This window comes from Pseudomonas fluorescens (genome assembly GCF_902497785.1).
GTDB lineage: Bacteria > Pseudomonadota > Gammaproteobacteria > Pseudomonadales > Pseudomonadaceae > Aquipseudomonas > Aquipseudomonas fluorescens_BO.
Genome location: NZ_CABVHK010000001.1, coordinates 323561 through 348005 on the forward strand (window position 1 = coordinate 323561; position 24445 = coordinate 348005).

Sequence of the window (24445 nt, forward strand, 5' to 3'; positions counted from 1 at the left end):
TTAATACCGCCGTGGGCATGCCCGCTCCCAAGGATTGCGCTAACCCTGTGGGAGCGGGCTTGCCCGCGATAGCTGTTTAGCAAACACCGTTGTAATCGCGGTTCAACCCTGAGTTTCCCGCTCCAACCTGTCCACCGCTGCCACAGCCTTACCCTTAGTCTTCAACTCACTCACAATCACCGCCGCCACAATCAACCCCGCGCCCACCAGGGCAATCGCCGGCAAGCGTTCCCCGGCGATCCGCCCGACAATCCCGGCCCACACCGGCTCACCGGCATAAATTAGCGTCGCCCGGGTCGGTGAAACGCTTTTCTGCGCCCAGTTCATCGCCACTTGAATCGCTGCGCTTGCCGCACCGAGCCCCAGCGCGCTCGCCAACAAGAACCATGAGAAGCCGGGAATCACTTCCCGGGTCGGCACCACCATCAGAAACGCCAGCACCGAGGTGGTTGCCAATTGCACCACCGTCACCCGCCGCACATCGACCTGGCCGGCGTAGGTGCTGATCAGAATGATCTCGGCGGCAATCGCGATGGCGCTGATCAGCGTGGCAATTTCACCGGGGCTGAAATTGAACGAGGCGCCGGCGGGCCCCGACAGCAACATCAAACCGGTGAACGCCAGCATGATGCCAATGCTCGGCATCAACCCCGGACGCCGCCCCAGCACCAGCCATTGCAACAACGGCACGAAGGGCACGTACAGCGCGGTGATAAACGCCGACTGGCTGCTGGGAATCGTCTGCAAGCCGACGGTCTGCAAGCCGTAGCCCAGCATGATCGCCACGCCGATAAAAGCCCCGGCCTTGAGTTCGAACAGGGTCATTTGCCGCAGGTGGCGCCAGGAAAACAGCGAGACAATAATTGCTGCCGCCGCGAAGCGCAGGCCGACGAAGAACATCGGGCCGCTGACGGTCATCGCGTGTTGCACCAGCAAGAAGGTGCCGCCCCAGACCATGGTGATCACTACCAGCACGCACTCGGCCTTGCTGAACCGGGAGAAACGGGAAGAAGCCGGGGAGGTGTTTAACGACGTCATGACCTTGCGCGCTACCTGAGGGCGACGCACAATGCGTCGAAAGTTGCGCAGTATACTGCCCAACCCCACCAAGTGAGCAATATAGTGCACAAAGATTCTCCCCCACGGGCTTCGGTCCTCCAGCACGTCAGTTTGAACGTTCGACGTTTGCGCCACGCCGCCGACATGAGCCAGACCGCGCTGGCGGAAAAGTCCGGAGTCAGCCGCCGGATGTTGGTGGCGATCGAGGCCGGCGAGAAGAACGTCAGCCTGACCACCCTCGACCGCGTCGCCGAAGCGCTGGACGTGGCCTTCAGTGACTTGATCCAGGCGCCGGATGCCCGCGACCCGAGCCGCATCAATGAGCTGGCCTGGGCCGGATTGATTCCGGGCAGCAAGGCCGTTCTGCTGTCCAAGGCGACCGCCACTCGCGAAGTGGAGCAGTGGGAATGGTGCCTGCAACCGGGGGAAATTTACCCGTCGCAACCGGACGCCGAAGGCTGGAGCGAACAGATCTTTGTATTCGAAGGCTGCCTGACCCTGACCCTCGGCGACACGCCCCACGAGATTGCCGCCGGCGAGTTCTACATGTTTGCGAGCAACCAGCCCCATTCCTATCGCAATGACGGAACGGTAGCCGCTCGATTCGTCAGAAACGTAGTGATCTGACTGTGGCCGTCCTACTTTGGTATTGCTTGATGAACCTTCGGTGGGTTTGGCGCCTATTATCGTCCAGGAGATTTTTCGAGAACGTCGCCCAGCTCAATCGCGGCGATGCGGGGCAATCTGCATGACTTCCATTCAGGCAAACACTGATCATTGAGAGCGCCATGACTCAAACCCCAAGCGCACAGGAGACCGACGTCATCCGCCACGCAGACATCCTGATCATCGGTGGTGGCCTCAGCGGCGCCATGCTGGCGGCGCAGTTGTTGCGTCTTCCCGGCAAACGTTCACTGCTGGTGATCGAACCCCGCGCCGAGCTTGGCCGGGGCGAGGCGTACAGCGCGGTCGAGTTGGGCCACACGCTGAACGGCAACGCCGCGCGCATGAGCGTCGACCCGGACAACGCCGACGACCTGACCCAATGGCTGACCGCGTACATCGCGGCCGGCGGCTGGCCCGAGTCCGATGAGCAGCATGTGCCGGTCAGCGAATTGTTTCCGCCTCGGGGGATTTTCGGCCTGTACGTGCAGCAGCGTCTGGCCGAGGCGCAAGCGCTGGGCGCGTTGAATGGCTCGACGGTCGAGCATGTGCGGGCCGAAGCGGTGGACCTGGAAACGCTCAACGATTCGGTGCGCTTGAGCTTGAGTGACGGGCAGCGCTTGCAGGGGGCTTATGCGGTATTGGCGACGGGCATGTTCCCGGCGGCGCGCACGCCGCAGACCGAATCCAGTGGTTTGAACGCCGCAGCGCTCGATCCTTGGGACGTCGCGGCCATGCGTCAACTCGATGCGCAATCGACGGTGCTGATCATCGGTTCCGGTTTGACCATGGTTGATGCGGTGGTCTCGCTGGAACAGGCCGGGCATCGCGGGCCGATCGAGGTATTTTCGCGCCACGGGCTGTTGCCGCATGTGCGCCGACAACCACCGGAATGGGTGGATTTTCTTGCCAACGATCAGAGCATTCGTACCCCGCGACAGTTGGTGCGGGCACTGCGGCGGCAGTGTCGGGACGCGGTCGCGCAGGGTATCGACTGGCAGGCGCCGCTCGACACCGTCCGGGCGCACATCGGGCGCTTGTGGCATCAGGCAACGGACGTGCAGCGGCGACAGTTTGTGCGGCATGTGCGGCCGTGGTGGGAGAGCCATCACCACCGCTCGCCGCCGTTGAGTGCGCAGTTGGTGGCGCGTCTGCACGAAGAAGGGCGGTTGCGGATTCAGGCGGCATCGTTCAAGGGGCTGGAGCCTGCGGCGAGCGGGGTCAGTATTCGCATTCGTCGTCGTGGTGAAACGGCAACGGTGGTGGTCAGTGGTGCAGCGTTGATCAATTCCAGCGGGATTGAATATGACTGGCGTCGGGTGGCGCGACCGTTGCCGCAACAGTTGCTGGCGCGCGGGTTGGTGCGGCCGGGGCCGTTGGCGTTGGGGATTGCGGCGGCGGTGGAAGGCGCTGTACTGGCGGGCGATGGACAGGTGGCCACGCGACTGTTTGCGATGGGGCCGCCGTTGCGGGGGATGTGGTGGGAGAGTACGGCGGTGACGGATGTGGCGAGTCAGGCCAAGGCTTTGGCTGCTCGTTTGGCTTCGGAATCGAGTACATAGCCGTAACCGCGGAAACGGATGGCTGTCCAGACAAGAAAAATCCCCGGAAAGACCGAATCTTCCCGGGGATTTCCTGTGTTGAGCAACACGAACGCATCAATCAATAACGCTGATACTTCGAACCAAACTCAGGGCGGTTGTCAGCGACGTAAAGCTTGCTCGCCTGGACGTCTTTCTGATCAACACCCACCGTATTCACATTCAACGTAGCCGGCTGGCTGACCTTCGCCGCAGCAACAACCTGCGAAGTCGCGTGGGGCGCCGCGATAGCCGATGTAGCACCAAGAACCGACAGGGCGAAACCAAGACCGATAATGTTTTTCATGATGTAGCTCCAGAAGTGGGGAGAAGATGGGTCCACTGTAGAGCTGAAGCCTCACGATGAAAAAACACCCTGACGCATAGTCGATATCAAGAACGTTGATCCATCACACAGCAGAAAGCCCGGGCCATCCGTAATGCTGTTCACATAAGCGCAACGCTGACTCTGTGGCGAGGGAGCTTGCTCCCGCTGGGCCGCGAAGCGGCCCCAAAAAAGGGACTGCTGCGCAGTCCAGCGGGAGCAAGCTCCCTCGCCACAGGTATCTCGCTCGGCTCAAGATGTCTTAAGTGAACAGCATTGCGGGCAATCCGGGCTTTTGGGTGTTTCAGGTTCTGCGCAATCAATACCGCTGATATTTCGAACCGAATTCGGCACGGTTGTCCGCCACCACCACACCGCCGCGCACGGCGTTGCCTGGGCTGATCAGGGCGACACGCTCACGCAGTTCCTGCAGACGATCCGCACCGCCTTCAGCGACGCGGTTTTCGATCAGGCGATCGGAGCCGCCCTCAGCCACACGCTCGCGCAGCTCTTGCAGACGATCGGCACCGCCCTCAGCCACGCGATTCTGTTGCAGACGGTCCGAACCCCCTTCCACCAGCAACGGCTGGATCTGGCTGTGGGATGGCGCGCTTGCGGTGCTGGCCGAAGCCAGGTTCGACAGACCGAGACCGCCGACCAGTGCCAGACCGAGTGCCAGGGACGAGACTTTCGAGAAATTGAACATGGTTGAATCTCCGTGCGTTTAGTTTGAGTGGTCGGTAGCCGCTGCTATCCGGTGATCACAGTTAAACGCCCGGGTGTATCGCTGATGTGTGTGTGAACGGCCTGAAATCGCTGTCTGCGTATCTGTCGCGGGTTCTTATACAAACAGATACAAACCCCCGGTCAACAATCAACTCAGGGGCAAGACTTCACGACTCCGCGCCGAGCATTTCCACCGGATAAGAGAACACATAGCCTTCGCTGCGCACGGTTTTGATGTAAGTCGACTCGCGCGAATCATCCATCAAGCGCTGGCGCAAACGGCTCACCAGCAAATCGATGGAACGGTCGAACAGGTCGGCGTCGCGACCCTGGGTCAGGTTGAGCAACTGGTCACGGCTCAGGACGCGTTGCGGGTGATCGAGAAACACTCGCAGCAGGCGGTATTCAGCACCACTGAGGGCGACCATGGTGCCGTCCTCGTCGAGCAAATGACGGGCCGTCGTGTCCAGGCGCCAGCGGCCGAACCCCAGCAACCGGCCGCTTTCGCTGATCAGCAGGTTAGGCGGCAGCATCCGCGTGCGGCGCATGATGGCGTTGATCCGCGCCAGCAGTTCGCGGGCGGCGAAGGGTTTGGTCAGGTAATCGTCGGCACCCATTTCCAGGCCGAGGATGCGATCGGTTTCGTCGTTGCGTGCGGTGAGCATCAGGATCGGTGTGGCTTTATGTTTGCCTGAGCGCAATTCGCGGCACAGCAGCAGGCCATCGTCGCCGGGCATCATGATGTCGAGCACGATCAGGTCCACGGTGTTGCCATCGAGAAAGCTGCGCATCTGCCGGCCATCGGCAACCACCGTGGTGCGCAGGCCATTCTTCTTCAGGTAATTGCCCACCAGCTCGCGAATCTCGCGATCGTCGTCGACGATCAGGATGTGGTTCACATGTTCCATCACTCAAGCCTCTTGTTATACGGACAGTGCTTTTTCAGCCGCGGTTGTATCGAAGTGTATCTAAAGTCCGCTGTGACACGTTACGCCTGAAAACCACTGTTTTACGACACAACGCAGATACCTCGGGACGATTGAATGGCTTCCATCGAGACAAGCGCACTTGTCTCTCACCGAAGACCCATTCAAACCTTGAGGAAATCATCATGAAACTGAACACAATCATCGCCGCCAGCGTCTTTGCCCTCCTGAACGTCGCTGCGTTTTCCGCCCACGCCGATGTACAGAGCCCGCCGCAGACCCACGCCGCTGGCACTCATCTGGACATCAAGAAAGTCATTTCCACGGTAGAAACCGGCGGCAGCGCTTGTGGGATCGTCAATGCACGGATGACTTACCTGGACTCCAGCGGCGTGCAAAAGGTGCTCGATTACAGCAAGTTTGCCGACTGTGGCAACCAGGGCAGCTGATCGGTTGAACCCTGATGGCACGGCAGCGCAAACAATCGAAACTTCGAGGTCGCCCGGCAGTCCAGACGTTACACCTGCCAGATAAACACTCAGGTGCGAAACGACGGACGCCGAGGCGACCTTGATGAATCCACTGCTCAATTTCGGGATTGAAGAGGAATACTTCCTCACCGACCTGAACACCCGTCGCCTGTCGGAACAACCTCCCGGCGCGGCGATTGACGCGTGCGCGGGTGCATTGGCGCCGTGTTTTGCCTATGAAATGTTCCAGGGGCAAATCGAAGTGGCTTCCCCGGTTTTCAACTGCCTCACGGACGCGGCCGAGTACCTGGATCATGCTCGCGGAACGTTGCGAAAAATCCTTGAACCTCATGGCCTCGGACTGCTGAGTGTCGGCAGTCATCCGTTGGCTGACTGGCGCCGACAACGGCCCACCGAGCAAGCGCACTTTCTGCAATTGTTTGAAGACCACCAGCGTGTCGCCCGGCGCAGCGTGCTGTGCGGGCTGCACGTGCATGTTGAAGTGCCGGGGCACCTCGACCGGATTCAGGTCATGAATGAGGTACTGCCGTGGTTGCCCCCGTTATTGGCGCTGAGCGCGTCATCACCGTTCTGGGACGGCGCCGACAGCGGCTTCATGAGTTACCGGCAAACAGCGTGTGATGAATGGCCGCGCATGGGCGTTCCGGAGTTCCTCGAAAATCAGGCCGCTTATGATGCTTACCTGGCGATGCTGATTCGCACCGGCACGGTGCGCCAAGCCGGCGATATCTGGTGGGGTTTGCGACCCGCCGCGAAGTATCCGACGCTGGAGCTGCGCATGACCGATGCCTGCCCGCGTCTGGACGATGCGTTATGCCTGGCTTCTTTCTTTCGATTGGTGGTGGCGCATGCCATCGATCAACCGCAACCCGGTGCTGCGTATTCGCAAACCTCGCAATGGATTCTCAAGGAAAACCGCTGGCGGGCGAAACGTCACGGGGTTCACGCCTCGTTTATTATTGAGGGCTACGACCGGCCGTTTTCGATGGATCAGTGGCTGTTCAGGGCGGAGCAAATGCTCGGCGGCACGGCACGGGCATTGGGCGTCGAGTCGGTTTTTTCCGATGTTCGCCGGATGCTTCGTGACGGCACCAGTGCGCAGCGGCAACGGACGGTGTATCAGCGCGCCTTGCGCAACGGCGAAGAGGTCGATGCCGCGCTCGCGCAGGTGGTGGATCAGTTGCTGCTGGAAACCGCACAGGCGCCGTGTTTCCACGGTGGTATTCAGCAAACTTCCTCCGCGGCGGGTATGGCGTAGGCCTGGCGGATGCCCAGCAGTGGCAGTCCGAGCAGGATCAATCCGACGCCCGCCATGGCTTTCAGGGTCAACGGATCGCCAAACTGCAACCATGCCCACATCATCGTCACCGGGGGCGTCAGAAACAGCGCGCCACTGATGCGCTGAATGCTGAATCGCTGCAGGCACAGCCAGTAAAAACCGTAACCCCCCAGCGTCGAAAACATCACCAGCCAAACCACTCCGCCTGCAAAACCAGTGCTGAAGATCGGGCGTATGCCGCCTTCCAGAAACGCCAGCCCGGCAAAAACCGGGATCACCGCGCAGACTTGAATGAACAGCGCGGCTGGGGCCGGCATCGGCGCACCGGGCGCGGCTTTTTCGTAGAGCGTGGCCGCCGCGAGAGAGAGCACTGCCAGGAGTGGCAAGCTGTAAACCAGAATGTCGGTGGCCGCCCATTCGACACTGGCATCGCTGGCGACCAGCATGCCGGTCAGACACACCGCCAGGCCCAGCCATTGCCAGCCGCGGGTGCGCTGGCCGGGCACGGCGGCGGCCATCACGACAATCGTCAGTGGCAACAGATTGGCAATCAGCGAGGCCGTGCCGGGCGTCATGCCCAACTGAATGGCGCCGGCAATCGGTCCGATGTAACCGGCGATGGCGAACAATCCCAGCAACCCTTGATGCAGCGCATCGCGGCGCCGCACTTGCCGCAAGCCCGCCCAGGCGAAGGGCAGCAATACGGCCGCGGCGAGGATGAAGCGCCACAATGAGGCGAGGTAGACGCTGCCCTGGTCGGCGACATAGCGGTAGCCGATGAAACCGGAGCTCCAGCTGAGGACCATGGCGAACAGCAGAAAAGCGCTGGCCAACAGGGATAAACGGGTTTTGTGTGCGTTCATCGAATGTCACCTGACAAGGGGCTGACTTCGATGGTATGGATGGAGCGATGATGCAATCAAACGATACGATCAGCACAACTGATGCAGGATTCGTGAACCATGACTGACACCCTCGATATAGAACTGCTGCGGACCTTTCACGCGGTCGTGCGCTTTGGTCAATTCCTTGCCGCCTCGAGTTTTCTGCACAAAAGTCCATCGGCGGTCAGCCTGCATGTTCGCCGTCTTGAAGTGTTGGCCGGCGGGCGCTTGCTGGAGCGGGATAACCAGACCGTCAACCTGACACCGCTGGGCCGGCGCTTTGCGCTGCAAAGTGCCGAGTTGCTGCAGCTGCATGACCGCTTGCTTGCCGGTTTCACTGCGCCGGTGGTGAGTGGCCGGGTCAGATTGGGGATTTCCGAGGAGTACGCCGGGGCGCTGCTGGGGTGTACGTTGCCGCGCCTGACGGCGGATTTTCCGCACATCGAACTGGAGGTCGAGACGGGCTCCAGTGGACGCCTTGAAATGCGCCTGCAACGTGGGCAACTGGACTTGGCGCTGCTGGTGGAACCGGTGGACGGCATGCCGGCGGACTCACGCTGTGTCAAAACCTTCGGCCTGACCCAGCCGGTCTGGGTGGCTGCTCACGACTTCACGCCGGACCTCGCCAAACCGGTGCCGCTGGCGTTGCACGGCAAGGGCTGCCCTTATCGAAGCGTGGCAGTCGATGCGCTGACAGGCCAGGGTCGACGCTGGCGAGCGGTGATCATGAGCGCCGGTGTCACGGCGCTGGAAACTGCCATCGAAGCCGGCCTGGCCATCGGCATTGTCGACCGCGCTCAAGTGCGTCAAGGCATGCGCATCCTGAGTGCAGCCGATGGATTTCCGCAACTGCCGCCGCACCAATTGCGACTGGTCCGCGCGCCGGGTGAGTTAAGTGAAGCGGGGGAGGTGTTGGTGGGGTTGATTGGCGATGGCTTTCAGCTGGGAGCCCTTCAGGAGAATCGCTGATCCGTATTTTTCTGCGCAATCTGACGCTGTATTGCACCGCGCTGGCGCTGGACAATGACGCCACATTCGTAAGACAGGAGGCCTCATGGCCAGGATGAGCATTTTCCTCGGTGGTTTTTTGCTGCTGACCCTTTTGATTGGTGCGTTGGCGACGATCTCGCCGGTTTAGCCTTCAATGGGTGTACATATTCAAGTGAAAACCCTCTGCCATGCCCGACAAAAACCTGTGGGAGCGAGCCTGCTCGCGAAGGCGGACTCACATTCGGCATTGATGTGGACTGAAACAACGCCTTCGCGAGCAGGCTCGCTCCCACAGGTACTCATTGCAAGTCGGATGTGTGTGCACGATTAAACCAGCCAAGCGGGCCCGCTTGATGCAAAAAACACAACGCCTCCACGAAGGAGGCGTTGCAGTCCACTGTCACCCCAGATCAAACCGATCCAGGTTCATCACTTTGGTCCACGCCGCCACAAAGTCCTTCACAAACTTGTCCTTCCCGTCGCTGCTGGCATAGACCTCCGCCAGCGCACGCAGCTGCGCATGCGAGCCGAAGACCAGGTCAACCCGGGTGCCGGTCCATTTCACTTCACCGGTTTTGCGATCGCGTGCTTCAAACGCTTCGTTGGCCTCCGAGACCGGTTTCCATTCCACGCCCATGTCCAGCAAGTTTTTGAAGAAGTCGTTGGTCAATGCCTCCGTCTGCTGAGTGAAGACGCCATGCCGGGTTTGTCCGACATTGGTGTTCAACACCCGCAGGCCGCCAATCAACGCGGTCATTTCCGGCGCGCTGAGGGTCAGCTGTTGCGCCTTGTCGATCAACAGATGCTCGGCGGGTACGCGGTAGTGGGTTTTGCTGTAGTTGCGGAAACCGTCGGCAATCGGTTCGAGGAAGCCGAAGGATTCCACGTCGGTTTGTTCCTGCGAGGCGTCCATCCGCCCCGGGGTGAACGGCACCGTCACGCTGTGCCCGGCGTTTTTCGCGGCTTGCTCGACCCCGGCACTGCCGGCCAGTACGATCAGGTCCGCCAGCGAGATTCGCTTGCCGCTGTTGCTGACCTCGTTCTGGATGCTTTCGAGTTTCGCCAGCACATTGGCCAGTTGCTCAGGCTGGTTGGCTTGCCAGAATCTCTGCGGGGCCAGGCGCAGGCGCCCGCCATTGGCGCCGCCGCGTTTGTCCGAGCCCCGGAAGGTGGAAGCCGCCGCCCAGGCGGTGGAAACCAGCTGCGAGACGCTCAGGCCCGAGGCAAGGATTTTGCTCTTGAGTTCGGCAATGTCGCTGTCGTTGATCAGTGCATGGTCGACAGCGGGAATCGGGTCTTGCCAGAGCAGTTCTTCGCTGGGCATTTCCGGGCCGAGGTAGCGTGAAAGGGGCCCCATGTCGCGGTGGATCAACTTGAACCAGGCGCGGGCGAAGGCGTCGGCGAGCTGATCAGGATTCTCCAGGAAGCGCCGCGCAATCGGTTCGTAGATCGGATCGAAGCGCAGCGCCAGGTCCGAGGTCAGCATCGTTGGGTTGCGCCGTTTAGCCGGGTCGTGGGCATCCGGAATGGTCCCGGCACCGGCACCGTTTTTGGCCACCCACTGGTTGGCGCCGGCGGGGCTTTTGCTCAATTCCCACTCGAAGCCGAACAGGTTTTCCAGGTAGTTGTTGCTCCACCTTGTCGGCGTAGTGGTCCAGGTGACTTCCAGGCCGCTGGTGATGGTGTCCGGGCCTTTGCCGGTGCCAAAGCTGTTTTTCCAGCCGAAGCCTTGGGCTTCGAGGCCGGCCGCTTCGGGCTCGGCACCGACGTTGTCGGCGGGTCCGGCGCCATGGGTTTTACCGAAGGCGTGGCCGCCGGCGATCAAGGCCACGGTTTCTTCATCGTTCATCGCCATGCGCCCGAACGTTTCGCGAATGTCCTTGGCGGAAGCGACCGGATCGGGATTGCCTTCAGGGCCTTCCGGGTTGACGTAGATCAGGCCCATTTGCACGGCGGCGAGCGGGTTTTCCAGGTTGCGTCCCTGTTCGGTCCGGCTCTCTTCGTTTTCTCCCGGCTCGGCCACCAGCGGCCCTTCACCGGGCTCCTGCATGGGCTCGTTGTCCTTGCCGTAACGGGTATCACCCCCCAGCCATTTGTTTTCCGAACCCCAATACACATCTTCGTCCGGTTCCCAAACGTCGGCACGACCGCCGGAAAAGCCAAAGGTCTTGAAGCCCATGGATTCCAGCGCGACGTTGCCGGTCAGGACGATCAGGTCAGCCCAGGAGATATTGCGCCCATATTTTTGCTTGATCGGCCACAGCAGCCGGCGCGCCTTGTCGAGGCTGACGTTGTCCGGCCAGCTGTTGAGCGGAGCGAAGCGCTGTTGACCGGAGCCCGCGCCGCCACGCCCGTCGCCGGTGCGATAGGTGCCTGCTGCGTGCCAGGCCATGCGAATGAACAGTGGCCCATAGTGACCAAAATCCGCCGGCCACCAGTCCTGCGAGTCGGTCATCAGCGCCGTCAGGTCTTGCTTGACCGCTGCAAAGTCCAGCGTTTTGAACGCCTGGGCATAGTTGAAGCCCTCGTCCATGGGGTCAGACAGGGACGAGTGCTGGTGCAGGATATTCAGATTCAGTTGGTCAGGCCACCAGTCGCGGTTGGTCGTGCCACCGCCAGCGGCGTGATTGAACGGGCATTTCGATTCATTGGCCATGTGCGAGCTACCTTCGGTCGTGTTCATCCGGCTATCAGGCCCGATGCGGGCAAAAAATAGCGACGAGCGGAATCAATGACATCGGCAGAGCGAGCACTGGATCAACTGAGAAGGGCGACCACACGGGCATTGAGGACAACAACAGACGAGTGGCCTGCTCGGTGGTCTACGGGCTTAGTCAAGCTCCGGGCTCATTCCTGACTCCTGTTCAGCGCTAATCCGGCCGGCTTGTGACGCCAGCGCAGACTAAGGTTAGACCCGAGTGTCGGAGTCAGCTAATAGGGGCAGTGTTAGGGCCTGATAGGCAAAATCTCTCGCTGAAGCCATCGACATGCAGCGAGCCCGCGATCTATCAAACGCTGCGTGTCGATCCTTCCGGCGTTTCAGCGCGCACGGGCGCAGCCTTGCGATAAGTCAGCAACACAATGCCAGTCACGACGATGGCGCCGCCGATCACCTGGCCGGCGCTGAGCATCTGGTCCAGCACGATCCAGCCCATCAACAACGTGGCCAGTGGTTCGATGTTCATCACCGGAGCATTACGCGGCATGTCCAGCCGCGGCACTGAAATGAACAGCACGATGAACCCGGTTCCATAGAGCACCACCAAAGTCGCCAGGGCCCACCAGCCGGTATCGGTAGCGGGCAGGTTCAGGCCGCCGGGAAGGGCGCCGGTCAGACCGGCGAGGTTGACGCTGCTGAAGACGATGAAAATGGTCAGCAGGCTGCGCACTGAACCCCGCACCGGCGACAACTTGTGATCGGTGATCCACAGCGCACCGGCAAACACGCTCGCTGCGCAGAACGCCAGCGCGACACCCAGCAACCATTCCGGGCCGACGCTGCTATTGGCGGCAAGGCGCCCCGGTACGTCCAGCACAAACACCAGCCCCAGCAGAATCAGACCCATCAGCGTTGCGGTGCGCGCGGTAGGACGCGGTCCGCCCAGCGCCCAGGTGAGCAGCGCCAGCAGGATCGGGAAAACGTTCGCCACCAGCAGCGCCAGCGCCACCGGCACCCGAGCCACAGCGGAATACAGGCACAGGCTTTGCGCCGTGATCAACAGCCCGAGCAGCAACTGCCAACGCCAGGCACCTGGCGGCAGGCGCAGGCTCTGGCGTTGCCACACGACTAATCCTGCGAGCACCAGCAACGTCCCGCCCGAGCGCATCAGAATCGCCAGCAGCACCCCGGCGCCGTCATCGAACGCCACGCGAGCCGCGACATGGTTGCCGGCAAACGCACAGCCCATGCACAGCAAAATCAGCACGGCGATGTGGCGGGGGAAGGGGGGTGGAGCGGACAGGCGAGTCATGGCAGGTTCTCAAGCGGTCTTGGGATTTTTATTATGTTGTCGTACAACTTGAGGGGTTTGTACCGTATTTGCAATCGCCGGACAAGGGCGTTTGATTGTTCAGGCGCGACTCTGAAGCCTCTATGAGCAAAATGTTGATGGGTGATACTAGGCGAGGTCGTACGATGACATGTTCTACACAGGCTTACAAAATCCGAGGGTGCGGACACATTGCAGATACATGAGTGCGGTTTCATGGCAGCGTCCAAACCCGAAAGAGGCTTTCGCCATGTTCCGCAAATTGCAGCACGCCGTCCGGTTTCTCAGCCAGAGCGCGCGCCTGATGGTGGGTGTGCCGGATTATGATAATTACGTCGCGCAAATGGCGCTGAATCACCCGGACCAACCGGTCATGAGTCATTCAGCGTTTTTTCGCGAACGTCAGGAAGCCCGCTACGGCAGCCGCAGCTGCACAACGCGTTGCTGCTGAAAAAAGCTAGAAAGAACAGGCCGCGCTCTGTAACACGACCCGCCCGAACCGGGCGTTGTCGTCCAGCGGTGTCACCGCCAACAGATGATCCAGACGGATCTCCTGTTGGCCGTCGACGGTTTCCACGCAGAGGAATTCTTCCTTGTCGCTGGACGTCCGCGTGGTCAGCGCTTTTGCGACCAGACGCCCGCCGTCGATCAACTCGACGTCCAGTCGATAACCCTGCATGCAGGCAATTTCGAGATAGTCGTGCAGATCACAGTTCAAAGGCTGATACGCATTCATCTCATGACTCCTGGCAACCTTGCAGTTTGATGATGAAGTGACCTTGCTGGCTGATGGCCTCGGTCACCACCGGATTGGTCGGTTCAACGTGGCAGAAGCGGCATTCATTCTGGGAAATATCTTCTTCCTGCACGCCTTGTTCATCAAGGAATCGACGGGCGTAGGCCTTCGCCAGCTCGGGGTCATTGCTATCGATCAATACATCGAAATGCAGGTAGCGGCCGTCTTTGGTGCGCACGTGGGTATCGAACACTTTAACGTTGTTCATCATTTGCTCTCCTTCAGTTTCCAGGTGCCGGGCAGGGACAGGTCACCCGAGGCGATGTCGTACACGCTGCTGACGCACAGCAACGGGTTGTGCAGGTCGGCGTTGACTTTGAGGGCCGCGGTGACGCCGTCGTAGTTGAAGCTTTCAGGGAAACCCACGGCGGCCAGCGGTACACGAATCTGTGCGGAATCTTTCGCGACGCTCAGGTCGTAACCGGGGGAGTCGATGTAGATCGGTGCGCCGGGCCAGGTCGCCGGTAACTTGGGTTTGGCGTCCTTGGGAATGTCGCGCACTTTCAGGCCACCGGGCCCGCAGCTTTCATCCTTGGTCAGAACCACCCAGTGGGAATGCCACAGGCCGCCGTCGTTGTCTTTTTTGCCGTCCTTGTTTTCATCCAGTTGCGGGGTGTCGTCAAAGTCGGGGTGCGAGGTCAACGCCAGGGCGAGAATGCCCGACTTCGGATCAAACCCGACCACCGAACTGTCCAGGCTGGTCGGCCAGACATAGCTGTAAACCTCGGCGCCCGCGAAAGAGCCCTTGGCCTCGGGCACCCGGCTGCCGGCCTTGCCATCCACTAATTGCTCGAACACCAGGTTATTGCCTTCTTTGAAAACACGCGTGTGCACGAGATCGAACGCCGCGTCTGCCTTGCTGCTTTTTTCGCTGTGAATACCTTGCGGACCGTGTGCCCAAGCCTGTGAAGCGAGAAGGGCGGTGACGGTCAGAGCCAGTGCGGTTTTCATGGATGTCTCCCAGTCAAAGTGAGTTGATATCTAGTTTCGAATCGACACGTAAAATCCTACTGTAATGACGACCTTTGTCAATATGGTTTTTATTCGATACTATTAATCAACGTTCTTGATCAGGTAATACCCGTGTTATTCGATCTGTTAGAGAGGCTGTCGAGCCTCACGCGTGTCTGGTTCCGCGAACACCCGAAGCTGACGGATTTGCAGCCGATTCAGTTGAGCGCGCTGATGTACCTCGGGCGCTGTAATCGCTACTCCAATACGCCATTGGCGGTCACCGAATACCTCGGGCTGACCAAGGGCACCGTGTCGCAATCGCTCAAGGCCCTGGAAGCCAAAGGCCTGCTGATCAAAACCCCGGACACCCGGGATAAACGCAGCGTGCACCTGGCACTGACGGCACCGGCCCGGGCACTTCTGGACGCCGTGACGCCACCAGATTTCCTGGTGGCCGCCGCCCAGCGCATGGGTGCGCGGGCAGAGGATCTGGAGGTTTTGCTGCTGGAGCTGTTACGCACCATTCAGCGAGGGGAAAACGTGCCGGGTTTCGGCTTGTGCCGAACGTGCCGCTTTCACCAGACGGTGGACGGGGCGGCCTTTTGTGGGTTGACGCAAGAGCCACTGGAATCGGTCGAAATCGAGTTGATCTGTCGGGAGTATGGGGTGCCGGACATCACAGAGGTTTAAGTCTTGCGGTGTTTGTAGGGCCTCTTCGCGAGCAGGCTCGCTCCCACAGGGGATTGGTGCTGGATCACATTTTGCACAAATCCTGTGGGAGCGAGCCTGCTCGCGAAGAGGCCCTTACAAACGCAAACAATCGCGCCCCGTCCCCACTCGGTCCCGTGACTAGACTCACCAAGGTTACCCAGCGGCAGGAGCAACGACAGTGGCGCCACTCTTATGGACTCGTTGATTACGGCAGCGGCGCGCGCGCTGGTGGCCGGTGACCCGTTGGGGGCACTGGATCGGGTGGCGTTGCGTGACGACGCGCCGGCGCTCGCGCTACGCGGCATTGCGATGGCGCAGCTCGGCGATCTGGTGCGGGCGCGGGCGCTGGTGAAACGTGCGGCGCGGGCGTTCGGGCCAAAAGAAGTCGTGGCACGGGCGCGCTGTGCGGTCGCCGAAGCCGAGATCGCGTTGGCTTCCCGGGAGCTGGGCTGGCCGCCGAAAACCCTCGAAGCGGCGCGGGTCACGCTTGAGGCGCACGGCGATCGGGTCAACGCCGCGCATGCGCGGTATCTGCAGATCCGGCGGCTGTTGCTGATCGGCCACCTCGACGAGGCCGACGTGATGCTGGCCGGGCTGGATCCCGCACCGTTGCCGCCAGTGTTGCGCGCCGCCCATGAATTGGTGGTGGCGGGCATTGCCATTCGCCGCCTGCAATCGCAAACGGCCCAGCGTGCACTCGACCGGGCCGCACATGCTGCGACTGAGGCCGGCATCCCGGCGCTCAGTGCGGAAGTCGAAAGCGCATCGCGGCTCCTGAATTCACCGGCCGCGCGGCTGATTGCCTATGGCGAACAGAGGCCGGTGTTGCTGGAAGAAGTGGAAACCTTGCTCGGGTCAACCTCGCTGGTGGTGGACGCATGTCGATACGCGGTGCGCGGCGCCGGCATGTCGGTTTCCCTCGCCACCCGTCCGGTGTTGTTCCGCCTGGCTCGGGTGTTAGCCGAAGCCTGGCCGGGTGACGTGTCGAGGGAAATGCTGATCGCTCAGGCGTTCCGTTTGAAACTGTCGGATGAGTCCCATCGGGCGCGGCTGCGTGTCGAAATCGGGCGCTTGCGCGCGGCGCTGAAACCCTTGGCCGGGGTCGTCGCCACCCAGCGCGGGTTTGCTTTGGTGGCGTTGGTTTCATCCGACGTGGTGGTGCTGGCGCAACCGGTCGAAGAAAAGCACGCGATGCTGTTTGCCTTTCTCGCGGACGGTGAAGCATGGGCGAGTTCGGCGTTGGCGCTGGCGCTCGGCAGCAGTCAGCGCACGGTGCAACGGGCACTCGACACGTTGGCGGCGGCAGGCAAGGTGCAGTCGTTCGGTCACGGCCGGGCGCGGCGCTGGATGACCCCGCCAGTGCCGGGTTTCGCGACGACCTTGTTACTCCCGGCGCCACTGCCAAGTGACTAGGATGAGCGCCACGTACCCCAGAGAAGGAACACCGAGATGAAACATTCAAGCGCAGAGATTCTTCGTGAATATGGCCCGTTCGCCGGTGTCGACAGCGTGCATGGCGTGACCTGGGACGGTGAGCGCGTCTGGTTTGCCAGTGGCGAACGACTGATCGCCCTTGACCCGGCCAGTGGCAAGGCCTTGCGTTCAATCGATGTCACGGCCGATGCGGGCACGGCGTTCGATGGCCAGCACCTGTACCAGATCGCCGCTGATCGCATCCAGAAAATCGACCCGCCGACCGGCAAGGTGCTCAACACCATCCCGGCACCGGGCGGCGGCAATGATTCCGGGCTGACGTGGGCCGAAGGTTCACTGTGGGTCGGGCGTTATCGCGACCGAAAAATTCACCAGATCGATCCGCAGACCGGAGCGATTTTGCGCACGATTGAATCCAACCGCTTTGTCACCGGCGTGACCTGGGTCGAGGGGCAGCTGTGGCACGGGACGTGGGAGGGCGATGAAAGCGAGTTGCGCCGTGTCGATGCGCAAACCGGAGAGGTGTTGCACAGCATCACGATGCCGGCCGGAGTGGGCGTGTCCGGGCTGGAATCCGACGGCGGCGATCAATTCTTTTGCGGCGGGGGCGGCAGCGGGACGGTGAGGGTGGTGCGCCGGCCTGAATGATCAATAATAGCCAGGCTTGCTGGCGATGGTGACAGCACGATTGTCATCGCGGGCAAGCCACGCTCCCACAGGACCGGGTTGAAACAGCAGTTGATGAACGCCGCCAACCCTGTGGGAGCGTGGCTTGCCCGCGAAGGCGGCAGTCCAGACACCCACAAAATCAAATCAGTCCCCAACCCTCCCGCACCGCCCGGCGAATCCCCTCCAGCAGCATCGCAAACGCCGGGTTGTCATTGTTCTCCCGCCAGATCAAATGCAACTCGCTCTGCACCCCTTCGCCCAGGTCGATATCCCTGAACACCACGTTTTTGAACACCACGCTGGTCGCGCAGCGCGGCACCAGCGCCAGGCCCATGCCGGCGTTGACCATGGCCAGAATGGTCAGCGACGAGCCCAGCCACTGCACATACTCCGGGGCCACTCGCGCAGAGCGCAGCATACCGGTCAGCAGTTCGTTGAACGGCGGGTAAGCCGCGTGGGAGTACATTAGAAACGGCTGCGCATCGAGGTCGTTGACCGACACGGTGGGCGCGCTGGCCAGCGGATGATTACCCGGCACCGCCAGCACAAAGGGTTCGCGCACCAGGCACTCGGTGGCGTAGCCCGGTTCCAGCAACGGCGCACGGACGATGCCCAGGTCGATCCGTCGCGCGCGCAGGGCTTCATGTTGCTGATAGGTGTTCATTTCCGACAAATCAATTTTGACGTGAGGCTGTTTCAGCCGCGCTTCGGCGATGACCTTGGGCAGAAATTCATACACCGCGCTGCCGACAAAACTGATGTTCACCGAGCCGATATCGCCTTCGGCAAAGCGCCGTGCGGTGGCCGCTGCTTGCTGGGCGCGCTCCAGCAGGTTCTGCGCTTCGATGAAAAAAGCCCGCCCAGCGGCGGTCAGGGCGACGCTGCGCGTGGTGCGGGTGAACAGCTCGACGCCCAGGTGATGCTCCAACAATTGAATCTGTCGGCTGAGCGGTGGTTGCGTCATGTTCAGGCGTTCGGCGGCGCGGCGGAAATTCAGTTCGGTCGCCACCGTCGTGAAACAGCGCAATTGCGTCAGTTCAAACATTGATCTAATCCAGGTATCAATCGAATACCAAGTTAGATTAGACGGGATCAATGTCGGCGTCCATGATCGGCCCGTCCCTAAAAAAACAATGAACGGGAGTTGCCCCTTGAATACCCTCCAGAGTCCGCCGGACCCGACTGTGCTCGCCCGCGCAGCGTCCAAGGTCAAACGCCACGTGTTGCCGCTGTTTGTGGTGATGTTCATCGTCAACTACATCGACCGGGTCAACATCGGCTTCGTGCGCAGTCACCTGGAAACCGATCTGGGTATCGGCGCGGCCGCTTACGGTCTCGGTGCCGGGTTGTTCTTCATCGGTTACGCGATCTTCGAAGTGCCCTCCAACCTGCTGCTGCAACGCTACGGCGCACGCGCCTGGCTGACACGCATCATGTTCACTTGGGGCGCAGCGGCCATGGCGATGGCGTTCGTGCAGGGTGAAACCAGCTTCTATGTCCTGCGTTTCATCCTGGGCGCCGCCGAAGCCGGCTTCTTTCCCGGCATCATTTATTACTTCACCCAATGGCTGCCGTCGACCGACCGCGGCAAGGCCATGGCGATATTCCTCAGTGGCTCGGCGATTGCCTCGGTGATTTCCGGACCGGTGTCCGGTGCCTTGCTCAACGTCAGCGGTCTGAGCCTGCATGGTTGGCAGTGGATGTTCCTGATCGAAGGCTTTGCCTCGATCGTGCTCTGCGGGTTTGTCTGGTTCTGGTTGCAGTCCCATCCGCGCCAGGCGACCTGGCTCAGCGCCGAAGAAAAGGACGCATTGATCGGCGCCATTGCCCTGGAACAACAGGCCCGCGAGGCCACGCAGACGGTCAAGCCGTCGATGTTCAAACTGCTGGCGGACAAGCAGATCGCGTTGTTCTGCTTCATCTACTTTTCCATCGCCCTGACCATTTACGGTGCCACGTTCTGGCTGCCGAGCATGATCAAGAAAATGGGCAACCTCGGCGATTTTCAGGTGGGGCTGTTCAACTCCATTCCCTGGCTGATTTCCATTGTCGCGATGTATGGCTTTGCGGCCATGGCCGGCAAATGGAAACACCAGCAAGCCTGGGTGGCGTTGACGCTGGTGATTGCCGCGTTCGGCATGTTCATGTCCACCACCGGCGGACCGATTTTCGCCTTCGTCGCCATCTGTTTTGCCGCGATCGGTTTCAAGGCGGCCTCGGCATTGTTCTGGCCAATTCCACAAGGCTATCTCGACGCTCGTATCGCCGCTGCGGTGATCGCCTTGATCAACTCCATCGGCAACCTCGGCGGTTTCGTGGCCCCGACGGCCTTCGGTTTCCTCGAACAGAAAACCGGCTCCATCGAAGGCGGCCTCTATGGTCTGGCGGCCACTTCACTGGTGGCGGCAGTGGTGATTTTCTTCGCCCGCACCGCACCTCGAGGCGATCCCATTCCCGCGCTGAGCGGCACACCTGCCGACGTCGCGGCGCCACAACCAACAGTCAGTCATCACGCCTTGAGCTCAGGTCCAAAGGGAGCAGCCTCTTGAAAATCATACGCGTCACCGTCACCCCCATCGCGTTTCGCGATCCGCCGCTGCTGAACGCCAGCGGCATCCACGAACCCTTCGCGCTGCGCTCGATCATCGAGATCGAAAGCGACAACGGCTACCTCGGCCTCGGTGAAAGTTACGGCGACGCTCCGGCCTTGTTGATCCAGCAACAGCTGCAAGCGCAACTGATCGGCCTCGACCCGTTCAACCTCAATGAGCTGCGCCGGATCGTCCAGGCCACTGTGGCGGCGAACAAACCCGCGAGCATTGCCGGCGCGGAACTGGCCCCCGGCTCCCATGCGAGCAAAGCGGTGAGCAATGCGTATTCGGCGTTCGAAGTGGCGTTCCTGGATTTGCAGGCCCACGCGTTGAATGTGCCGTTGGTAGACCTGCTGGGCGGGGCGATTCGCGACGAGATTCCGTTCAGCGCCTACCTGTTTTTCAAATACGCACAGCATGTCGATTCGCCCTACAAACCGGACAACTGGGGCGAGGCGCTGAACGAAGAACAGATCGTCGCCCAAGCGCGGCGGATGATCGAGGCCTATGGCTTCAAGAGCATCAAACTCAAGGCCGGCACGCTGCCGCCGGAGCACGAAGTGTCGTGCATCAAGGCCTTGAAAAAAGCCTTCCCCGGTTACCCGCTGCGCATCGACCCGAATGGCAACTGGTCACTGGAAACTTCGATTCGCATGGCCGAATTGCTCGGTGATGACCTGCAGTATTACGAAGACCCGACCCCGGGCCTCGACGGCATGGCCGAGCTGCACAAACGCACCGGGCTGCCGCTGGCGACCAACATGGTGGTCACCGATTTCGACGAGTTCCGGCGCAGCGTGGCATTGAATAGCGTGCAAATCGTCCTCGCCGATCACCACTACTGGGGCGGTCTGCGCGACACTCAGGCGCTGGCGAAAATGTGCGACACCTTCGGCCTCGGCGTATCGATGCATTCCAACTCGCACCTGGGCATCAGCTTGATGGCGATGGCCCACGTGGCCGCTGCGGTGCCCAATCTCGATTACGCCTGCGACACCCATTACCCGTGGCAGGAACCGGACGAAGAAGTGATCAAGGGTGGCAAGCTGCCGATCATCGATGGCTGCGTGAAAATCACCCGTGCGCCGGGGTTGGGCCTGGAGCTGGATCACGATCAACTGGGCAAGCTGCACGATCAATACCTGACGTGCGGTATCCGTCAGCGTGATGACGTGAAACAGATGCAGCGCTACAAACCTGACTGGAAGGCGGTCAAACCGCGCTTTTGAAGGCGCTCAGCAAACGCTCGAGCTGAGCCAGTTCCCACGTGCTGAGCAGACTCACCGAGGGGGGCGATTTGGGGCGCAGTTGGGGTGTATATCCGTTTCTTCGGTAACGGCGGCTATTGGTTTCGCCCTTACGGCGAGTCACTTGGAAAAACGGAACGCCGCCCGACCCCAAGTAACCAAGGGCTCTTGCCCCTGTCGTTCGGTGCCTCGCTAATGCTCGGCATACCCTCGCTCCGGTCCTGCTCCGTGGGCCCGCCGCCATCGGCCATCCATGGCCGAGGGCGGCTAACCCGGCATCCTTGCCGGGTTACCCACTGCGCAGAACCTGCGCTCGGCCTCTCGATGGGGCAAGAAGATCAACAGCCAAATCAAAAGCCCGCGAGGCGGCCTTAAAGCCGACCTGGCTCTTTGATCGTACGCGCACCACTGTAGGAGCGAGCTTGCTCCGGGCGGCGTTCCGACGATGGACGTTAACGATGACGCGGGCTGTCTGAATCAACGCGGCGTGTGGGCGTTTTTCGCGAGCAGGCTCGCTCCCACAGGGGCTTATTGCAAATCGAGAGTGGTGCACGGCAAAAACCAGCGAAGCGCGCCCGCTTGACGCCCCGGTCGGCCCGAAGGCCGCCGAGGTTTTGATGTTGATGTTGATCTAAGGCGCCCCGTTAAACCACGCTGGCCGAACGCAGGCATTACGCAGCGGGTAAACCGGCAAGGATGCCGGTTTAGCCGCGCTGGGCCAGGGATGGCCCATCGCGGCGACCCGCGGAGCAATGCCTGCGTTCGGGCACACCGAGCCCAAGCGAGGTGCCGAGTGGTGGGGCAAGAGCGTTGGGTTACTTTGCGCTTTTCAAAGTGACTCGCCGTAAGGGCGAAACCAATAGCCGCCGTTACCGCAGAAATGGATATGTACCCAACCCAACCCAACCAAACCCCAACTCACCACCCCTGTACAACAAATTCGCTTCTGTAAAGGAGGGGGATAGCCCTTTGCCACGCGTCTGGTTATGCTCGCAATGTTTTGCATTTGCCAATCATTAACAACCACAGTGATGTCATGAGCCCAATAGAGACGCGTGCGACTGCCCTGGCGCTGTACCCGGAAGACTCCCGCGAGGCCGCGGCTCTGCTCAAACAAGCCATCCCGCTGATGGTACGTCACAACATTGCACCCAACCCGGTGCACTACGCGCTCTGGTACACCTACAGCAAAGGCCAGGATCCCGAGCTCAATCGTCATCTGGACCGGGTGATCAGAGACTTCGACGGGTTTCCCCCGGAGTCCGCCACGCGCCTGTTTCGCGACTACATCATTCGCGATGAGCTGGCCGAGGCACGCGCCGGGCAGCAACAGGCGATCAACCTGGTGGACGACATGCAGCGCGACGTCACGCGCAGCGTCGAAGGCAGTCTCGATTTTCAGAACAGCCTGGGCCGCTGCATGGAAATGCTCGAGACGCCGACCCACGACCACCTGCCGGGTATTTTGAGCGAACTGAAACACAGCACCCAGCAGATGCAGAACCAGCAGGAGCGCTTCCTCACTCAGTTGCACTCGGCCCAGGACGAGATCAAAACCCTGCGCAGCAAGCTCGAACGCGCCCAGATGGCGGCGACACTCGATGGCCTGACCGAGCTGCTCAATCGCACCGCGTTCACCCGTTTGCTGGCGCAGGCGCTGCGCAAGCCTGCCGAAGGTGTGGCGCTGGTCATGCTCGATATCGACCACTTCAAGCTGTTCAATGATCAATACGGCCATCCGCTGGGTGACCGGGTGCTGCAACATGTCGGGCAGGTGCTGCGCAGTTCGCTGCCACCTCACGCGACGGCGGCACGCTACGGCGGTGAGGAGTTCTGCGTGATTCTGGAACACTGCGCCGACCTGGAGAGCGCCGCGGCGTTCGCCGAGTTACTGCGAGTGAAGGTCCAGGCCTTGCGGATCAAGGCGCGGATCGACGGCAAGGTGCTCGACACCATCACCGCGTCCTTCGGTGTCGCCTTCGCGCAAGCCGGTGAGCAGCAGGACAGCCTGCTGACCCGTGCCGACGACGCGCTCTATCAAGCCAAGCGAACCGGGCGCAACCGGGTGCATCGCTAACCGCTGAAACGGCGTGTCAGGCTGCCGGGCCGATCCACTTGCCCACGGTCGGCGCTTGCCACTGTTCCAGCGCGTCGATCAGTGCCGCCGGGTCGGCGTTAAACACCAGCATCTCGCTGTGCGCGGTTTTCATGAAGCCCTCTTTCACGGCATGATCGAGCAGGTTGCGCACCGGGTTGAAAAAATCGCCGATGTTCAGGCAGGCGACGCCTTTGTGATGCTCACCCAGTTGCGTCAGGGTCGCCGCCTCAAACAACTCTTCAAAAGTACCCAGCCCGCCGGGCAGTGCGATGAACGCGTCTGCGCGCTCGCTCATGCGCGTTTTGCGGCTGCGCATGTCTGGCGTCACTTCGTGTTCGGTCAGGCCGGGGTGCAAATGCCCGAGGTCGGCCAGCAGGCGAGTGATGATGCCGACCACTTCACCGCCCTCGGCGAGCACGGTATCGGCCATGACGCCCATCAGACCCTTGTCGGTGCCGCCGTAGATCAGGCGAATGCCGCGTCTGGCGATTTCGCGGCCAAGGGCCTGGGCGCCGGCGATGTAGTCGGGGTTGAAGCCGAAGTTGGAGCCGGAGAAAACGGCAATGCTGCGCAGTGGCGAGGAGGTGGGCATCGGATGATTCCGCGTAGTGGAAAATGCCCATGATGCGGAGCTGCGCAGAGGCTAGACAGAGCCAAGAGTCAGGTGTTTGAGTGGGCCATGATGGGTCTATTGTGTGGGGCTTCCAGCTGCCACCGCCAGCAAGCCGGCTCCTACAAATTCGGGTGCGCGTCAGTACATCCTGTGGGAGCGAGCCTGCTCGCGAAGATGACCTCACAGCCGACACATCTCCCGCAGATGTACCCAGACCCTGTAGCGGCGGTGCGACGATTCGACTTGCCCGCGAAGACGGTGTGTCAGGCTACAAGTTTTTTGATGGTGTACATATCCATTCCTGCGGTCACGGCGGCTATTGGTTTCGCCCTTACGGCGAGTCACTTTTGAAAAGCGCAAAAGTAACCCAAACGCTCTTGCCCCACCACTCGGCACCTCGCTCTGGCTCGGTGTGCCCTC

At 61.1% G+C, this 24445-nt stretch carries 24 protein-coding genes and 1 pseudogene; 13 read left to right on the plus strand and 12 right to left on the minus strand.

Going from position 1 to position 24445, the window contains the following annotated elements; all coding sequences use genetic code 11:
- Positions 1-102: 102 nt before the first annotated feature.
- On the minus strand, positions 103-1128 hold the full coding sequence (locus F8N62_RS01585; protein ID WP_150709300.1) for a DMT family transporter: 1026 nt from the start codon (positions 1126-1128) through the stop codon (positions 103-105).
- Between F8N62_RS01585 and F8N62_RS01590 the strand changes: the two genes are divergently transcribed.
- The 3 genes and pseudogenes from F8N62_RS01590 to F8N62_RS01595 all read left to right on the plus strand — a co-directional run bounded on the left by F8N62_RS01590 (position 1123) and on the right by F8N62_RS01595 (position 3284).
- Positions 1123-1686: a helix-turn-helix domain-containing protein gene (locus F8N62_RS01590; RefSeq protein WP_150709301.1), complete on the plus strand. Its 564-nt coding sequence runs from the start codon at positions 1123-1125 to the stop codon at positions 1684-1686. The genes F8N62_RS01585 and F8N62_RS01590 overlap by 6 nt on opposite strands.
- 7 nt (positions 1687-1693) lie before the next feature.
- Positions 1694-1793: pseudogene (locus F8N62_RS32230) on the plus strand (ABC transporter ATP-binding protein); the annotation flags it as partial.
- Positions 1794-1847: 54 nt separating this feature from the next.
- Positions 1848-3284, plus strand: coding sequence for an FAD/NAD(P)-binding protein (locus F8N62_RS01595; RefSeq protein WP_150709302.1), 1437 nt, complete (start codon positions 1848-1850; stop codon positions 3282-3284).
- Positions 3285-3384: 100 nt separating this feature from the next.
- Here F8N62_RS01595 and F8N62_RS01600 read toward each other — a convergent pair whose 3' ends face one another.
- The 3 genes from F8N62_RS01600 to F8N62_RS01610 all read right to left on the minus strand — a co-directional run bounded on the left by F8N62_RS01600 (position 3385) and on the right by F8N62_RS01610 (position 5261).
- Positions 3385-3609 carry a hypothetical protein gene (locus F8N62_RS01600; protein ID WP_150709303.1) on the minus strand — a complete coding sequence of 75 codons (225 nt, stop codon included), beginning with the start codon at positions 3607-3609 and terminating at the stop codon, positions 3385-3387.
- A gap of 337 nt (positions 3610-3946) precedes the next feature.
- The gene (locus F8N62_RS01605) at positions 3947-4333 is read right to left on the minus strand and encodes a hypothetical protein (RefSeq protein WP_150709304.1); all 387 of its coding nucleotides are present in this window, start codon (positions 4331-4333) and stop codon (positions 3947-3949) included.
- A 187-nt stretch (positions 4334-4520) separates the two neighbouring features.
- Positions 4521-5261: a response regulator gene (locus F8N62_RS01610; RefSeq protein ID WP_150709305.1), complete on the minus strand. Its 741-nt coding sequence runs from the start codon at positions 5259-5261 to the stop codon at positions 4521-4523.
- Positions 5262-5464: 203 nt separating this feature from the next.
- Here F8N62_RS01610 and F8N62_RS01615 point away from each other — a divergent pair, with 203 nt between their 5' ends.
- Together F8N62_RS01615 and F8N62_RS01620 are read left to right on the plus strand one after the other, a co-directional pair.
- Entirely contained in the window at positions 5465-5728 is a 264-nt protein-coding gene (locus tag F8N62_RS01615; protein WP_150709306.1) for a DUF2790 domain-containing protein, read from the plus strand.
- 124 nt (positions 5729-5852) lie between these two features.
- Positions 5853-7028, plus strand: coding sequence for a carboxylate-amine ligase (locus tag F8N62_RS01620; protein ID WP_150709307.1), 1176 nt, complete (start codon positions 5853-5855; stop codon positions 7026-7028).
- Here F8N62_RS01620 and F8N62_RS01625 read toward each other — a convergent pair.
- The gene (locus F8N62_RS01625) at positions 6995-7912 is read right to left on the minus strand and encodes a DMT family transporter (RefSeq protein ID WP_150709308.1); all 918 of its coding nucleotides are present in this window, start codon (positions 7910-7912) and stop codon (positions 6995-6997) included. The genes F8N62_RS01620 and F8N62_RS01625 overlap by 34 nt on opposite strands.
- Before the next feature lie 99 nt (positions 7913-8011).
- On the opposite strand from F8N62_RS01625, the gene F8N62_RS01630 reads away from it, so the two are divergent.
- Positions 8012-8902, plus strand: a complete 891-nt coding sequence (locus F8N62_RS01630) for a LysR substrate-binding domain-containing protein (RefSeq protein ID WP_150709309.1) — start codon at positions 8012-8014, stop codon at positions 8900-8902.
- Between the two features lie 421 nt (positions 8903-9323).
- Here F8N62_RS01630 and katG read toward each other — a convergent pair whose 3' ends face one another.
- Both katG and F8N62_RS01645 read right to left on the minus strand, forming a co-directional pair.
- The gene (gene katG / locus F8N62_RS01640) at positions 9324-11579 is read right to left on the minus strand and encodes a catalase/peroxidase HPI (RefSeq protein ID WP_150709538.1); all 2256 of its coding nucleotides are present in this window, start codon (positions 11577-11579) and stop codon (positions 9324-9326) included.
- Positions 11580-11931: 352 nt separating this feature from the next.
- Positions 11932-12894: an EamA family transporter gene (locus F8N62_RS01645; RefSeq protein ID WP_150709311.1), complete on the minus strand. Its 963-nt coding sequence runs from the start codon at positions 12892-12894 to the stop codon at positions 11932-11934.
- 268 nt (positions 12895-13162) lie between these two features.
- Between F8N62_RS01645 and F8N62_RS01650 the strand changes: the two genes are divergently transcribed.
- Positions 13163-13363, plus strand: coding sequence for a YbdD/YjiX family protein (locus tag F8N62_RS01650; protein WP_150709312.1), 201 nt, complete (start codon positions 13163-13165; stop codon positions 13361-13363).
- A 6-nt stretch (positions 13364-13369) separates the two neighbouring features.
- Here F8N62_RS01650 and F8N62_RS01655 read toward each other — a convergent pair whose 3' ends face one another.
- From F8N62_RS01655 to F8N62_RS01665, 3 genes are read right to left on the minus strand one after another with little or no spacing between them, the layout of a single operon-like run.
- The gene (locus tag F8N62_RS01655) at positions 13370-13648 is read right to left on the minus strand and encodes a Rho-binding antiterminator (protein WP_150709313.1); all 279 of its coding nucleotides are present in this window, start codon (positions 13646-13648) and stop codon (positions 13370-13372) included.
- 1 nt (position 13649) lies between these two features.
- The gene (locus tag F8N62_RS01660; protein WP_150709314.1) at positions 13650-13916 is read right to left on the minus strand and encodes a DUF2024 family protein; all 267 of its coding nucleotides are present in this window, start codon (positions 13914-13916) and stop codon (positions 13650-13652) included.
- The gene (locus tag F8N62_RS01665) at positions 13916-14659 is read right to left on the minus strand and encodes a hypothetical protein (protein WP_150709315.1); all 744 of its coding nucleotides are present in this window, start codon (positions 14657-14659) and stop codon (positions 13916-13918) included. Before F8N62_RS01665 ends, F8N62_RS01660 begins: the two co-directional genes overlap by 1 nt.
- Before the next feature lie 132 nt (positions 14660-14791).
- Here F8N62_RS01665 and F8N62_RS01670 point away from each other — a divergent pair, with 132 nt between their 5' ends.
- The 3 genes from F8N62_RS01670 to F8N62_RS01680 all read left to right on the plus strand — a co-directional run bounded on the left by F8N62_RS01670 (position 14792) and on the right by F8N62_RS01680 (position 17455).
- Complete coding sequence (locus F8N62_RS01670) at positions 14792-15352, plus strand: MarR family winged helix-turn-helix transcriptional regulator (protein WP_150709316.1); 561 nt, start codon at positions 14792-14794, stop codon at positions 15350-15352.
- Between the two features lie 213 nt (positions 15353-15565).
- Entirely contained in the window at positions 15566-16786 is a 1221-nt protein-coding gene (locus F8N62_RS01675; protein WP_150709317.1) for a helix-turn-helix domain-containing protein, read from the plus strand.
- A 36-nt stretch (positions 16787-16822) separates the two neighbouring features.
- Positions 16823-17455, plus strand: coding sequence for a PQQ-binding-like beta-propeller repeat protein (locus F8N62_RS01680; RefSeq protein WP_150709318.1), 633 nt, complete (start codon positions 16823-16825; stop codon positions 17453-17455).
- Positions 17456-17615: 160 nt separating this feature from the next.
- Here the strand turns inward: F8N62_RS01680 and F8N62_RS01685 are convergent, their stop codons facing one another.
- Positions 17616-18521, minus strand: a complete 906-nt coding sequence (locus F8N62_RS01685) for a LysR substrate-binding domain-containing protein (protein WP_150709319.1) — start codon at positions 18519-18521, stop codon at positions 17616-17618.
- 106 nt (positions 18522-18627) lie between these two features.
- On the opposite strand from F8N62_RS01685, the gene F8N62_RS01690 reads away from it, so the two are divergent.
- The 3 genes from F8N62_RS01690 (at position 18628) to F8N62_RS01700 (ending at position 23391) form a co-directional block, all read left to right on the plus strand.
- Complete coding sequence (locus F8N62_RS01690; protein WP_150709320.1) at positions 18628-20025, plus strand: MFS transporter; 1398 nt, start codon at positions 18628-18630, stop codon at positions 20023-20025.
- Complete coding sequence (locus F8N62_RS01695) at positions 20022-21296, plus strand: glucarate dehydratase family protein (protein WP_150709321.1); 1275 nt, start codon at positions 20022-20024, stop codon at positions 21294-21296. Before F8N62_RS01690 ends, F8N62_RS01695 begins: the two co-directional genes overlap by 4 nt.
- 1054 nt (positions 21297-22350) lie before the next feature.
- The gene (locus tag F8N62_RS01700) at positions 22351-23391 is read left to right on the plus strand and encodes a GGDEF domain-containing protein (RefSeq protein WP_191632332.1); all 1041 of its coding nucleotides are present in this window, start codon (positions 22351-22353) and stop codon (positions 23389-23391) included.
- Between the two features lie 16 nt (positions 23392-23407).
- Here the strand turns inward: F8N62_RS01700 and F8N62_RS01705 are convergent, their stop codons facing one another.
- Positions 23408-24004 carry a TIGR00730 family Rossman fold protein gene (locus tag F8N62_RS01705; RefSeq protein ID WP_150709323.1) on the minus strand — a complete coding sequence of 199 codons (597 nt, stop codon included), beginning with the start codon at positions 24002-24004 and terminating at the stop codon, positions 23408-23410.
- Between the last annotated feature and the right edge of the window lie 441 nt (positions 24005-24445).

Coding starts and splice junctions, on each gene's coding strand:
- F8N62_RS01595 (WP_150709302.1), top strand. CDS start 1,848: ATGACTCAAACCCCAAGCGCACAGGAGACCGACGTCATCCGCCACGCA.
- F8N62_RS01610 (WP_150709305.1), bottom strand. CDS start 5,261: ATGGAACATGTGAACCACATCCTGATCGTCGACGACGATCGCGAGATT.
- F8N62_RS01645 (WP_150709311.1), bottom strand. CDS start 12,894: ATGACTCGCCTGTCCGCTCCACCCCCCTTCCCCCGCCACATCGCCGTG.
- F8N62_RS01680 (WP_150709318.1), top strand. CDS start 16,823: ATGAAACATTCAAGCGCAGAGATTCTTCGTGAATATGGCCCGTTCGCC.
- F8N62_RS01600 (WP_150709303.1), bottom strand. CDS start 3,609: ATGAAAAACATTATCGGTCTTGGTTTCGCCCTGTCGGTTCTTGGTGCT.
- F8N62_RS01620 (WP_150709307.1), top strand. CDS start 5,853: ATGAATCCACTGCTCAATTTCGGGATTGAAGAGGAATACTTCCTCACC.
- F8N62_RS01655 (WP_150709313.1), bottom strand. CDS start 13,648: ATGAATGCGTATCAGCCTTTGAACTGTGATCTGCACGACTATCTCGAA.
- katG (WP_150709538.1), bottom strand. CDS start 11,579: ATGGCCAATGAATCGAAATGCCCGTTCAATCACGCCGCTGGCGGTGGC.
- F8N62_RS01615 (WP_150709306.1), top strand. CDS start 5,465: ATGAAACTGAACACAATCATCGCCGCCAGCGTCTTTGCCCTCCTGAAC.
- F8N62_RS01675 (WP_150709317.1), top strand. CDS start 15,566: ATGGACTCGTTGATTACGGCAGCGGCGCGCGCGCTGGTGGCCGGTGAC.
- F8N62_RS01605 (WP_150709304.1), bottom strand. CDS start 4,333: ATGTTCAATTTCTCGAAAGTCTCGTCCCTGGCACTCGGTCTGGCACTG.
- F8N62_RS01705 (WP_150709323.1), bottom strand. CDS start 24,004: ATGCCCACCTCCTCGCCACTGCGCAGCATTGCCGTTTTCTCCGGCTCC.
- F8N62_RS01700 (WP_191632332.1), top strand. CDS start 22,351: ATGAGCCCAATAGAGACGCGTGCGACTGCCCTGGCGCTGTACCCGGAA.
- F8N62_RS01665 (WP_150709315.1), bottom strand. CDS start 14,659: ATGAAAACCGCACTGGCTCTGACCGTCACCGCCCTTCTCGCTTCACAG.
- F8N62_RS01685 (WP_150709319.1), bottom strand. CDS start 18,521: ATGTTTGAACTGACGCAATTGCGCTGTTTCACGACGGTGGCGACCGAA.
- F8N62_RS01660 (WP_150709314.1), bottom strand. CDS start 13,916: ATGAACAACGTTAAAGTGTTCGATACCCACGTGCGCACCAAAGACGGC.
- F8N62_RS01630 (WP_150709309.1), top strand. CDS start 8,012: ATGACTGACACCCTCGATATAGAACTGCTGCGGACCTTTCACGCGGTC.
- F8N62_RS01625 (WP_150709308.1), bottom strand. CDS start 7,912: ATGAACGCACACAAAACCCGTTTATCCCTGTTGGCCAGCGCTTTTCTG.
- F8N62_RS01650 (WP_150709312.1), top strand. CDS start 13,163: ATGTTCCGCAAATTGCAGCACGCCGTCCGGTTTCTCAGCCAGAGCGCG.